Raw genomic sequence first — 12,447 nt, forward strand, 5'->3', positions numbered from 1 at the left:
GCCAAGTCCCTGGCCGAGACCGTCACCGGACGGCGCTGAGCGCGCCCCCACGGCGCCGGCCGCGCCGGCGCTGCCCCGGCCGCGCCGCGACCCTGGCGGCGGCACCGGGCGAACCGGTGCCGCCTTCTCCCCAAACGGCGCCGGTTCGACGGTGGGCCGCGCGGGGTCCGCCGAGATGGGGAAGACTCGATGCTGCGCAAGATCTCGAGGGCGTCGATCGTGCCGGAGATCGTCGCCCTGGGCGGTCGCGCGCGCCGGCTCGCGCAGCCGCACTGAGCCAGACCTCCGCGAACCCCGCCGGAGACCACCGCGATGAAGCAGCTATCCGGTCTGTTCCTGCGCCGGGAATTCGTCTTCCTGGCGCTTGCCATCCTGCTGTGTGCGGGGGCCGCCGTGGCTTACTGGGCCTCGCGCGCCACCGTGCTCACGGTCGCGGTCGCTCCACGGGACGGCACCGAACCCGCCCTGATCCAGACCTACGCGGATGCTCTGGCCAAGCGGCACAAGGAGATCCGCCTGCGGATCCTGCCTTTCGACGATGTCCGAGACAGCGCCGAGGCGCTGCGCGAGGGCCGCGCCGACCTCGCGGTGGTGCGGCCCGACGTCGATCTCCCTGATAACGGGCTCACCCTCGCGATTCTGCGCGATCAGGCCATGATCATCGCCGCGCCGGAGGCGTCGGGGATCGACCGGTTCCCGGATCTCGACCGGAAGCGCCTGGCGACACTGGCGCACCGGGATGCCGACGAGGCGCTGATCCGAGCCCTGCTCGAGCATTACGGACTGACGCTGATCACCACCGATCCCGAGGCCCCGATCCCGCCCCGCCACGTCGCCCTCGTGGAAACGGCGGAGGCCGATCTGGCCGCCGCCTTCGCCCGCAAGCGCGTCGACGCCGTGATCTCGGTCATCGCCCCGACCGCGCCAGCCGCACAGCGCATCATCGGCATCGTCCAGGATGCGAGCCGCAGCCGGAAGGTCTCGTTCGTGGACATGGAGAATGCCGACGCCTTCGTGGCGCGCATGCCACGGCTCCAAGTGGTGACCATGCCGGCCGAGACCTTCGGCGGCAGTCCGAAGATCCCGGCCGCCGATGTCCACACGGTCGGTGCATCTTACCGGCTGATGGCGCGCGCGAATCTCGCCCGGTCGGTGGCGGCGGACGTGACCCAGCACCTGTTCGAACTGCGCAGCGGCATGGCGAACGTCACTGCGTCCGCCGATTATGTCCAGGCCCCGGCCTACGACAGCACCGTCGGCGCGACGAGTGCCCGGCTGCCGATCCATCCAGGCGCCGTCGATTACTTCGAGCGCGAGCAGCAGAGCTTCATTGAGCGCTACGAGACCTGGATCTACCTGCTCGCCTTCCTGGGCGGCGGTATCGGTTCGGCCCTCGCGTGGGTCGCACAGCGCTTGTCCCGCCTGCGCCGCGAGCGTGTCGAGGAGGCGACCGATCGGCTGCTCGCGATCCGGCATGAGGCGCAGGGCACGCAGGATCGGAACCGACTGCACGCCCTCGCGCGGGAAATCGACGATCTGGCCGGCGACATCGCCAAGCATGCCCTGGAGCGCCCGACCGAGGCCAGGACCATGTCGGCCGCGTCCATCGCCATCGATGCGGCCCGCTCGACGGTCAAGCGCGCCATCGCGGCTGGCCATTACGCCGGCGAGACGGCGCCGTCCGTCATCGACGCGGTGGCCGCGAAGATCTCCGCCGCTGCGGCGGAGTGAAAGCAATGCGGCGGGTCGACCGCCGTATCAGCCGGGCCACCGCGCCCGAACAGAGAAGGGACGACACGATGAGCAAGGGATATCCGTCGATGACCGCGCTGCTGGGGCTGCTGGCCGTGGCCGGCTACCAGAATCGCGACAAGATCTCCGAATGGCTTGGTGGCCACGGCAAGGACACCGCCCACGCGCCGGTGCCGCAGGTCCCGGCCGGCGCGCCGGCCTCCGGCGGAACGATCCCGGCGAACCTCGAGCGCCTCCTCGGCGGTGCCGGCAGCGCCGGCGTCGGTGGGCTCATCGCGGGCGGCCTGGGTGAACTGATCGAGCACTTCACGAAGGGCGGTCACGCCGACACGGCGCAGTCCTGGATCAATCACGGGCCGAACCGCGATATTCCGGCCGCCGACCTCGAGCGCGCCATCGGGCCCGAGACCCTCGCATCGCTGGAGCAGCGCACGGGCCTGACCCGTACCGAACTCCTGGCGCGCCTGTCGCGGGATCTGCCGTCGGCCATCGACCGCTACTCCCCGGACGGACGCCTGCCGGCCCTCGGCTGAACCACGATCCCGTCGACCGTCGGGGCGGCGCCTTCGGCGGCGTCGCCACGACGTCGCGCGGCTGGCGCACCTACTCGACCAGCTCGTCGGCCTTCGCCAGCAGGGAGGGGGAGATCGTCAGCTTCAGGGCGGCGGCCGTCCTCAGGTTGATCACGGTGAAAAAGCGGTCGCTGGCCTGGACCGGCAGGTCGCTGGCCGACGCGCCCCGCAGGATCCGGTCGATGTAGAAGGTTGCCCGCTGCACGTCCTGAACGACGCTGGTCGTATAGGCAGCGAGCCCACCGAGCCTCACCTGCGTCGCATACGCATAGACCGCCGGCAGATTGCAGGACGCCGCCGACGCGATGATCTGCGGGCTGAAAACGCCGGTCACCGCGTCGGGCAGCACGATCAGCCCGCCGTGGGGCTCCTTGGCGAAACCGGTGATCGCCTGCTCGATCTCGGGGGCATCATGCACGCCGGCGATCCGGGCCTCTATGCCGAGTTCGGGGGCGATCCGGGCGAGTTCGGTCGCGTATCCCTTCAGTCGCGCGGGGTAATCGGGATTGACGAGCGCGAGGGCGCGCCTGACGTCGGGGCTGAGTTCCTTCAGGAGCTGCAGCCACTTTCCGATCAGCGTGAAGTCGAAATTGGTGACGCCCGTCAGATTGCCGCCCGGGCGCGACAGGCTGCTGACGAAACCGCCGCCCACCGGATCCTGAAGCATCATGAACACCACCGGCGTGGTCGTCGTCGCCTTCTGAAGCGCGGTGGCGCCGACGACGCCCTGCGCCAGGACGACGTCCGGTCTGCCGGCGAGGATCTCGTGGGCGTCCCGGCTCATCTTGTCGGCATCGCCGTCGCCGTAGCGCAGATCGACGGCGAGGTTCTGCCCCCAGGTCCAGCCGAGCCGGCGCAGGCTTTCCTGCAGCGTCGCCACGATGACAGACGTGTCGGGATGGGCCTCGCCGTAGACGAGCAGGATGCCGAGCCGGCGCGGTTCACCCGGCTCGGCCCCGACGGCAGCCGGCCACGCCGCCGCGCCCCCCAGGCCCGCGATGACGTCGCGCCGCCTCATAGGTTGGCCTCCCGCCTTCGGTGATCCGGTCCGGCCGCTCGGTCCTGCCACTCCGGAGCAGCCTGTTGCCGACGTCGCGGCCGGCAGGTCGATGTCGGGCGTCGATCCTTCACTGGACTTCCACCCGCGTCCCGCTCGAACCGTTGAGGAGGCGTCGCAGGTGGAAGGCCGCGACCCCGTCGTCCGGACGCAGGCCGACGAGGCCCGCGAAGGCCGGGAGGGCACCGGCCTCGCCGGCCTCCAGCCTGTCGAAGGCCGCGCGATAACGGCTCAGTGAATCGTCGTCGTAGGCGGCCCCGGTCAGCGGCTCGAAGGCGCGCAGCGCCTCTTGCTTGCCGCGCAGGAGGAGGTCGCCCAGCGGCCGGCCCCGGAATTGCCCGGCCCGGATGACCACCGCTTCGCTGACGCATATCCGGGTCCCGAACGCCTTGTTGGCGTTTTCCAGGCGGGCCGCCGTGTTGATGGTGTCGCCGTAGGCCGTGTAGTCGAAGTAGCGGCCGCCACCGAAATTGCCCACGATCGCGGGGCCGGCATGCACGCCGATCCGCGTGACGCCGATCTCGATCCCGCGCTCGCGCCAGCGCGCGCGAAAGCCCTCCGCGGCCTGGTCCAGGGCCAGCGCGCAGGTCACCGCCCGGGCGGCGTGGTCCGGTTGATCCCCCGGAGCCCCGAACAGCACGTGCAGCGCGTCGCCGACGATCTTGGCGACCGTCCCTTCGTGGGCGAAGACCACATCGGTCATCTCGGCGAAGTAGCCGTTGAGGATCTCGGCGAGGAGCGCCGGGTCGAGGCTCTCCACCAGGCTGGTGAAGCCGGCGATGTCGGTGAACAGGGACGCCACGTCGCGCCGGTGGCCGCCGAGTTCGAGACCCGAGGCATCGCCGGCCAGCTGCTCGGCGAGGTTCGGCGAGAAATAGCGCGCCAGGGACGCGTGCGCACGCTCGGCCAGCGATTGCCGCCGTCGCCCGTCGCGCAACGCCTCCACGTGCCGCAGCGTCCGCTCGATCGTCGTCTCCAGGTCAGCGAAATCGATCGGCTTGGTCAGGAAGTCGAAGGCGCCGCGGTTCATCGCCGTGCGGATGTTCGCCATGTCGCCGTAGGCGGAGACGATGATGGTCGACGGCCTGTCGGCGAGTTCCTGCAGTTTGGCGAGCAGCGTCAGGCCGTCCATCCGCGGCATGTTGATGTCCGATACCACGAGGTCGATGTCGGGGTTCTCGGACAGACACTCCAGCGCCTCCTGCCCGTCATGCGCGAACACGAACGAGACGAGGTTCTGGCGGATCTGGCGGCGGAATTTCTGGGTGATCAGCGCTTCGAGATCGGGCTCGTCGTCGACCACGAGGATTTTGGCGCTCGGGAGACCGGTAATCATGCGGTCCCCGCGATCTCGGCCAAGCGGTGCTCAATTTCGGCCTTGAGCTGCGCGAAGTCGATCGGCTTCGTGATCAGGCCGACCGCGCCTGCCGCCCGCACCCGCTCCCGGGTTTCGGCATCGCCGTAGGCCGTGATCATGATCACCGGCACGTCGGGTCGCGCCGTGCGCACCAGAGGCAGCAGTTCCAGCCCGGTCATGCCCGGCATGTTGATGTCCGAGAACATCAGGATCAGGCTCGCGCCGGTGGAGGCGCTGATGCAGGTCAGGGCCTCCGGCGCCGAATGCGCGAAGGCCATCTCGAAGCGACCGGCGCGCAGCTCGCGGCGGAACTGCTGTCGGAAGAGGTCGGTGACGTCGGGTTCATCGTCGACGACGAGGATGAGGACGGTCATAGCGGGCTCCCGGACTCGGTCAGCGGTGCTCTCATGGGCTCGGCCGTGGGCGCGCCCCGACGCGGCAGCGTGATCGTGAACTCAGTGAACTGATCCGGCTCCGAGACGACGTCGATCGTCCCGCCGTGCTGCTTCACGAGGATGTCGTGGCTGAGCGACAGTCCGAGGCCCGTGCCTTCACCGGCCGGCTTGGTGGTGTAGAACGGATCGAACATCCTGGCCCTGACGCTCTCAGGGATGCCGGTGCCGTTGTCGCGGACGCGGATCTCGACGTTGTCGCCGCGGTCGCGCGTCGCGACCGACAGGGTCGGTGCGTAGCCTGGCTCGCCGACCTGTGTTCGCTTCTCGGTGGCATAGAACCCGTTCGACAACAGGTTCAGGAGCACGCGCGTCATCTCCTGCGGGTAGAGGTCGGCGAGCCCGGCAGCGGGATCGAAGTCGCGGGCGATGGTCACGTTGAAGCCGGCCTTGGCCGCGCGGGCGCCGTGATAGGCGAGGTTGAGGCTCTCCTCGACGAGGGCATTGATATCGACGGGGCGATGCTCGCCCGAACCGGTCCGGGAATGCAGCAGCATGTTCTTCACGATCGAGTCGGCGCGCTGCCCGTGCTGGACGACCTTGTCGAGATTGCCCTTCAGGAGTTCGGTGAGTTCATCGACCTCCTCGCGCGTTTCGGGAGCGAGTGCGGCGGGCTTGAGCACGTCCCGCAGCTCATCCACCAGCTCCTTCGAGAGCGCGGCGAAGTTGTTCACGAAGTTCAGGGGATTCTTGATCTCATGGGCGATGCCGGCGGTGAGCTGGCCGAGTGAGGCCAGCTTCTCGGACTGCACGAGGCGATTCTGCGCCTTCTGGAGGTCGTCGAGCGATCGGTTCAGGTCGCGGGTCCGTTCCTCGACCTTCGCCTCGAGCGTCTCGTACGATTCCTGCACCCGGCTGGCCATGAAGTTGAAGCGCTGGGCGAGCGTCTCGATCTCGTCCCCCGTCCGGATCTCGATGCGTTTGGACAGGTCGCCCGAGCCGAGCCGCTCGGCACCGTCCTGCAACTGGCGGATCGGCACCACCAGGCGGCGGGCCAGGAACGTGCCGGCCACCGCCGCCATGAGGACGCCCAGGCCCATCAGCGACACCGTTTGGATGATGGAGTCGATCAGCGGCTCCATCGCCTCGCGCAGCGACAACTGAACGAACACGATCCAATCGACGCGCGGAATGGTGGCGTGCGCGGCCAGAATGAGCCCGCCATCGAGTCCGCGGGTGATTCCGTAATCCTGATCCCGCGCGGTCCCGGGCAACGCCGCGGCCACCTCGGGCAGGCCCGACAGGTCCGTGTCGCGCAGGACGAGGCTGAGGTCGGGATGCGCGATCAGCCGGCCGGTCCCGGTGGTCACGAAGGCGTAGCCGTTCAAGCCGTTCCGGATCGCGCTGACGACGTCCCAGATCAGCTTCAGGTTGACCTCCGCGACGGTCACGCCCGGATCCCGCCCCGCATGCGCCACCGCGATCGTCATGTACGGCTCGGAGCCGCGCCGGAAGTAGACCGGGCCGAACCACGTCTTGTCCTTGAGCGCCTGGGTAAAGCGCGGCGCCGTCGAGAAATCCTTTCCGCTCGCGACCACGTCGGGCTCCAGCCGAGACACCCGCAGCTGTTCCTTGCCGTTCGGATCGAGATAGGCGACCTCGGTGATCGCGGGCGCCTGCCGCAGGAGCCGGATGAAGTCGTAGCGCTGCTGCTCCGGGGAGACGCGGCGCCATTCGGCCCGCGTCGTCCAGCCGATCTGGCCCTCGATCTCGGACAGGAACGCCTCGACCCGCTCGGCGGCGGCCCTGGCCTTCTCACGCTGCACCTCGATCGCATTCCGCCGCGCCTCCTCGAAGTTCAGGGTGAGGTCGACAACGCCGTTGATGAGCAGGACCAGCGAGACCAGGCCGACGAAGGCCACCGCGAATTTCCCCGCCAGCCGCAGGCGGAGCCACGGCGGCGTTCTCCTCGGATCGGCCGGCGCGGCCAAGCTCTGGATTGTCGTCATTCGACGATCTCGTCCGCTTGGGCGAGGAGCGCCGACGAGACCGTGATGCCCAGGGTCCGCGCGGTCTTGAGGTTCACGATGAAATCGTACTTCGTGGGTGCCTGCACGGGCAGCGTCGCGGGATTGTCTCCGCGGACGATCCGGGCGACGTAGGCGCCCGCGCGGTGCACCGCCTCGGTCGGATCCGGGCCGTACGACATGAGCCCGCCGCGATGGGCGAAACGGCGGATCGCGAAGACGGCCGGTATTCGGTAACGGGCGGTGAGCGCCACGATGTGGTCCCCGTTGGCCTCGCTGAAGGTGCCGGGCGCCACGATGAGACCGGCGTCGCCCTCTTGGCCGAGTTCCGCGATCAAGGGTTCGACGGCGGCCGCCTCGTCGACCGTCGCGATCGATGCGCGAACACCCAGGTCCGCTGCGGTGCTGCTGAACGAGGCCGAGTAGAAGTTGGCGCCCGCCGCCCCGCTGCTCGGGTTCGACAAAAGTTTGACATGCCGGATCGTCGGTACGGCCTCCTTGAGCGCCGCCAGCCACTTCCCGCCCAGGGGCGGCTCGTACAGGGTGAATCCGGTGATGTTGCCACCCGGGCGCTGGCGGCTCACGACGTAGCCGAAGCCGACCGGGTCCGAGGCTCCCACGAACACGATCGGGATCTCGCGCGTCAATGCGGAGACGGCGGTCAGCTGGGCGCTGAGATACGTCAGGATCGCCTGCGGCTTCGTGGCGACGAGATCGCTCGCGAGCGCCCGCGTCCGGTTGCGGTCGGCCCCGCCCCAACGATCGTCGATCTGGATGTCGGGCTGGCCCTGCTCGCGCATCGACACGCGGAACGCGCTCGACAGCGTCAGACCTTCGGCGTCGCCGGGCGGGAAGGGCCAGAGTGCCGCCACACGGCCCTGCGCCAGGGCCTGCGCCGCCACCGGCCAGCCGGTCAGCGCCAAGGGGAGCCCAGCGATTACGGTCCGACGCCTCATCCGATCACCGAGCCCGTCCCACTGTCGTCGGCCCTGGTCGCGGACCGGGCGCGGACACTCGACTCGACGCGGCGAGTTCGGACGTAAGTCTAGCGCAAGCTCGCCGGAGCGACCACGGCAAGTCGGGATCGCGGTTATCGGCCCGACGGCCCGCATCCGTGGACGGTCGGCGGCATTACCGGTGCCTGGGCCCCGACACTCGATACCCCTCGCGCGGGGCGTAGTCCCGGCCCGATGCGTGCGCCCCAGGCCGTGCGTCGGTTGCGGCCTGCGCGCTTCTTGGCGAAGCTGGCGTCAGCCAGCTCATGGGAAGGGGCCATCATGTCTGCCGAACCGGTCAGGGGACCTGCGACGTACTTCCCGTCGATCGAGAAGAAGTACGGGCGTCCCATCGAAGAATGGCAGCACCTCGTGCAGGAGCGGCTCCCCGCGAAGCACACGGATCTGGTCTCCATGTTGAAGGACGAGCATGGGATGGGTCACGGTCACGCCAACGCGATCGTGGCTCATGTCCTGTCGGTGCGGAAGAAGTAGACGCGGCGGTCGGCCCGCGCGGCGGTAGCCGCTCCCATTCCCCCGGAACGCGCACGTGAGGGCCCGGCATCCGATCAAGGCTGCCAAACTGACCGGTCGGGCACAGGCGGGGCACGAAACGCCGCCGTCATTCAGCGGTCGGCCACCGGTAATCACGGAACTGATCGCGCAGCGCCGTCTTCTGGATCTTTCCCGTCGCCGTGTGGGGGATCTCCCGCACGAAGACGACATCGTCGGGCAGCCACCACTTGGCGACGCGCGGGCGCAGGAACGCGAGCAGACCGGCCTTGTCCGGGTTCCGATCCGCCTTCGCCACGATGATGAGCAGTGGGCGCTCGTCCCATTTCGCGTGGGCGACGCCGATGACCGCCGCCTCCGCCACGTCGGGATGCCCGACCGCGAGGTTCTCCAGCTCGATGGAGGAGATCCACTCGCCGCCGGATTTGATCACGTCCTTCGCCCGGTCGGTGACCGTCATGTAGCCGTGCGGATCGATGGTGGCGATGTCGCCGGTATCGAAGAAGCCGCGGTCGTCGAGGATCGGGGTGTCGTCCTGGAAATAGGCGCTCGCCACCGCGGGGCCCGCCACCTTCAGACGGCCGAACGTGCTGCCGTCCCAGGGCTGATCGCGCCCGGCGTCGTCGGTGAGGCGAAATTCCACGCCGAACGGCGGATAGCCCTGCGTCGCCTTGCGGTCGAGGCGACCTGCGCCGTCGAGATCCGCGACCTCGGGCTTGAGGACGCAGAACGAGCCGATCGGGCTCATCTCGGTCATGCCCCAGGCATGGATCACGGCGACGTCGTAATCGCGCTCGAAGCGCTCGATCATGGCCGGGGGGCAGGACGAACCACCGATGAGGACGCGCCGCAGGTGGGTGAGCTTCGCGCCCGTGGCGTCGAGGTGCTGGAGCAGGCCGAGCCAGACCGTCGGCACGGCCGCCGTCACGGTGACGGCCGTCTCCTCCAGCAAGGCGTGCAGCGAAGCACCGTCGAGGCGTGGGCCCGGCAGCACCAGGGACGCGCCGGCCATCGGGGCCAGGAACGCCAGCGACCAGCTGTTGGCATGGAACAGCGGCACCACCGGCATCGCCACGTCGCGGCTCTTCAGCCCGAGGTAGTCGGCCCCGTTGTTGACCAGGGCGTGAAGCACGTTCGAGCGGTGCGAGTACAGGACACCCTTCGGGTTCCCGGTCGTCCCGGAGGTGTAGCACAGGCCGGCTGCCGCCCTCTCGTCGAGCGCCGCCCAGGCGAAGTCCGCGTCGGCTTCCGCGAGCCAGTCCTCGTAGGCGACGGCGTTGCGCAGGCTCGTCTCCGGCAGATGGGCGGCGTCCGTGAGGAGCACGAAGCGCTCGATCGACGGCAGCGACGCGGCCATCCGCTCGACCAGCGGCAGGAAGGTCAGATCGAGCAGGAGGATCCGGTCGTCGGCGTGGTTGATGATGTAGGCGATCTGCTGTTCGCTCAGACGGGGATTGACCGTGTGGTAGATCGCGCCGACGCCGGTGATCCCGTACCACGCCTCCATGTGCCGCCACGTGTTCCAGGCCAGCGTCGCCACCCGGTCGCCGACCCCGATACCGTCGCGCTCGAGCCGTTTGGCGAGACGTCGCGCCCGCTCGTGGATCTCCGCATAGGTCGTGCGGTGCATGGGCCCCTCGACCGAGCGGGAGATCACGGCCCGGTTCGGATGCTGCACGCGGGCGTAGTCGATGATGCGGTGGATGAGCAGGGGCCAGTCCTGCATCAGACCGTTCATGGCGTCGTCCTCCATCCGATCCCGCGGGCGCCCGGTCTTCAGGCCGGGTCGCGACCGGGCGCTGAAGCCCGTCGCCGTCGAGCTTAGGCGAAATCCAGGCGGCGAGGAGGGGCAAATCGTCCGCCGCCGCGACGACGGCCCACCGCAGGATCGAGGCGGGCGTTCGCGTCCGATGCCGAGCGCCGCCCGGTCACGGCCCCGACGTCCCGCCGGTACCGGACGTGATGCGGCCGCCGCGGGACCGGCGGGATCCGGCGCGGCTCCGAAGCCGGCGGGTCAGCGGGTTCCTTCGAGTAGCGCCTGCGCGGCGCGGACCAGGATGCCGTCCGGACGGCGAAACCCGTCGAGGATCGAGAAGTGGTCGGCGCCGGGCACAGGCAGGAGGACGCCCGGTGCATGGGCCGCGCTGCGCAGGGCGTGCAGATTGCGTGCGTCGTGGACGAGGGCCGCGAGTTCACGGCTCCCGTAAGCCAACGTCATGGGCTTCGGCGTCACGGGCAGCCGCAAGGGGGAGAGCGTGGCGATCTCGTCATCCGTGAGGCCGAGTTTCTCGTTCAGGTAGGTCTCGCGGATGGGCGCGAGGTCGTAGACGCCGGAGATCGCCAGCGACGCCGCGACTGCCCGGTGCCCGAGGTGGAGGGCTGCCAGCTGCGCCCCCGCCGACCAGCCGGCCAGAACGCGGGGGCCGCCGATCCCGTTTGCCGGACCGTGTTCGGCAAGCCAGTGGAGGGCGGTGTCGATCTCGGCGGCGATGTCCGCGAGACTGGCCTCCGGGGCCAAGGTGTAACCCGGCATCGCCACCGACCAGCCGGCCGCGTTCGGTCCTTCGGCGAGACAGGCGAAATCGGCTTTGGCGTTGCGCTGCCAGTAGCCGCCATGGACGAAGACGAGGCAGGGGGCCTGGGGGTCGGCTGCCGGATAGAGGTCGAAGGCCGTGCGGGATCCGGCCGCGAAGGGGATATCGAGGCCGACCGGATGCGCCGCCCGGTACGCGGCGGAGGCGGCGTTGCGGGCCGCGACCTGGGTCGCGCTGTCGGGCACGCCGGCCGTGTTGTCGTAGCAGGCCCCGCGCGACCCCAAGTCCAGGGTGTCCCAGCGCCGGCGTGGATCGATCGGCGTCGGGTCGTCGAGGACGAAGGCTGGCATAGGAAGGCCCCCACGCCGCAATCATCCGCGGCACAATCGGCGAGGCAGCCTCGCGGCCCGTCCTCGCTGAGGGTCGGGTATGCCAGCTGAAACGGCGTCTGTGGAGGCCCGCCAGGCCGTTCGGTTGTGGGGCTTGGCTCGAAGCGGCCACAGCCTAGCGTGTCGGATGCGGACGCGTCGGCCTATCCGACCGTCGGCGACGCATTGGTCGAATCTCGGCCGAACTGAGGGCGTGTGCCCATTGCCGGCACACTTGGCGACAATCCGGTCGCGATCAGCGCCGTCGCGGGGCCCGGACGTCCCTTCGCCGAGGCTCTTCCTCCGCCGCCCTGACGAGCGATGGCATAGGCCGGCCACGGATGCTGTGACGTCGGGATCTATCAGGTGGCGGGGCTGGATTAACACGAGGGCCGGCCGCCAACACTCCTCGGTGAGCGCAGTATCTGAAGCCAGAAGTACCATGCCCCTGTGGAGCATTCCGGTGATACGGCTTGTTAAATACTGAGCTGACGCCTGACCGCAGTGAAATCCCCTCATCCACGCGGCGGAATCGGCACGTCGAGCGCCTGCCGGCGTCGCCCGTGCGCTACTCGTTTCCCGATACGATCTCCGCCAGCACCTGCTTGTCCAAGCGGCGACGAGTCACGAGCCAGTGCAATGGGGCGTTCTTGCGCTCCACGTCCTTCATCGTCCGTGGATGATCGACCTGCAGGTCGCCGAACGCCTCGTGCCCCGTGCCGGCTGCACCGCGATCTGCCGCAGCCTCAACACGGCCTGCTCCCCGCTCGTTCGACGACCTCGCTTCATGCCGCATTCCTTCGGTCCTGGCTGATTCCCTCGATCAGCACGGCCCGAAGCAGCCGGTCAGGTCACGCCGAGCAGCGGATGGCGATCCGCC

The 12,447-nt window shown here is 69.3% G+C and carries 11 protein-coding genes; 3 read left to right on the plus strand and 8 right to left on the minus strand.

The features are described from left to right. Window positions 1–312: 312 nt before the first annotated feature. Window positions 313–1,731: a TAXI family TRAP transporter solute-binding subunit gene (locus MFF58_RS26745; protein ID WP_238292427.1), complete on the plus strand. Its 1,419-nt coding sequence runs from the start codon at window positions 313–315 to the stop codon at window positions 1,729–1,731. A 68-nt stretch (window positions 1,732–1,799) separates the two neighbouring features. Continuing rightward, window positions 1,800–2,285, plus strand: a complete 486-nt coding sequence (locus MFF58_RS26750) for a YidB family protein (protein WP_238292429.1) — start codon at window positions 1,800–1,802, stop codon at window positions 2,283–2,285. A gap of 70 nt (window positions 2,286–2,355) precedes the next feature. Here MFF58_RS26750 and MFF58_RS26755 read toward each other — a convergent pair whose 3' ends face one another. The 5 genes from MFF58_RS26755 to MFF58_RS26775 form a co-directional block, all read right to left on the minus strand. Next, window positions 2,356–3,342, minus strand: coding sequence for an ABC transporter substrate-binding protein (locus MFF58_RS26755; RefSeq protein WP_238292431.1), 987 nt, complete (start codon window positions 3,340–3,342; stop codon window positions 2,356–2,358). Between the two features lie 109 nt (window positions 3,343–3,451). After that, window positions 3,452–4,717 carry an adenylate/guanylate cyclase domain-containing protein gene (locus MFF58_RS26760; protein WP_238292433.1) on the minus strand — a complete coding sequence of 422 codons (1,266 nt, stop codon included), beginning with the start codon at window positions 4,715–4,717 and terminating at the stop codon, window positions 3,452–3,454. Then, a complete protein-coding gene (locus MFF58_RS26765; RefSeq protein WP_238292435.1) occupies window positions 4,714–5,112 on the minus strand; it encodes a response regulator in 399 nt (132 codons plus the stop codon). Before MFF58_RS26765 ends, MFF58_RS26760 begins: the two co-directional genes overlap by 4 nt. Further along, window positions 5,109–7,139 carry a sensor histidine kinase gene (locus MFF58_RS26770; RefSeq protein WP_238292437.1) on the minus strand — a complete coding sequence of 677 codons (2,031 nt, stop codon included), beginning with the start codon at window positions 7,137–7,139 and terminating at the stop codon, window positions 5,109–5,111. Before MFF58_RS26770 ends, MFF58_RS26765 begins: the two co-directional genes overlap by 4 nt. Next, the gene (locus MFF58_RS26775; RefSeq protein WP_238292439.1) at window positions 7,136–8,113 is read right to left on the minus strand and encodes an ABC transporter substrate-binding protein; all 978 of its coding nucleotides are present in this window, start codon (window positions 8,111–8,113) and stop codon (window positions 7,136–7,138) included. Before MFF58_RS26775 ends, MFF58_RS26770 begins: the two co-directional genes overlap by 4 nt. Before the next feature lie 321 nt (window positions 8,114–8,434). Between MFF58_RS26775 and MFF58_RS26780 the strand changes: the two genes are divergently transcribed. Next, the gene (locus MFF58_RS26780) at window positions 8,435–8,647 is read left to right on the plus strand and encodes a DUF4287 domain-containing protein (RefSeq protein WP_238292441.1); all 213 of its coding nucleotides are present in this window, start codon (window positions 8,435–8,437) and stop codon (window positions 8,645–8,647) included. A gap of 127 nt (window positions 8,648–8,774) precedes the next feature. On the opposite strand, the gene MFF58_RS26785 is transcribed toward MFF58_RS26780, so the two are convergent. The 3 genes from MFF58_RS26785 to MFF58_RS26795 form a co-directional block, all read right to left on the minus strand. Further along, on the minus strand, window positions 8,775–10,403 hold the full coding sequence (locus tag MFF58_RS26785) for a long-chain-fatty-acid--CoA ligase (protein WP_238292443.1): 1,629 nt from the start codon (window positions 10,401–10,403) through the stop codon (window positions 8,775–8,777). A gap of 276 nt (window positions 10,404–10,679) precedes the next feature. After that, window positions 10,680–11,549, minus strand: a complete 870-nt coding sequence (locus MFF58_RS26790) for an alpha/beta hydrolase (protein WP_238292445.1) — start codon at window positions 11,547–11,549, stop codon at window positions 10,680–10,682. A gap of 586 nt (window positions 11,550–12,135) precedes the next feature. Further along, window positions 12,136–12,363, minus strand: coding sequence for a hypothetical protein (locus tag MFF58_RS26795; protein ID WP_238292447.1), 228 nt, complete (start codon window positions 12,361–12,363; stop codon window positions 12,136–12,138). Window positions 12,364–12,447 lie beyond the last annotated feature (84 nt).

This window comes from Methylobacterium longum, assembly GCF_022179385.1.
In the GTDB taxonomy this organism is placed as follows: domain Bacteria; phylum Pseudomonadota; class Alphaproteobacteria; order Rhizobiales; family Beijerinckiaceae; genus Methylobacterium; species Methylobacterium longum.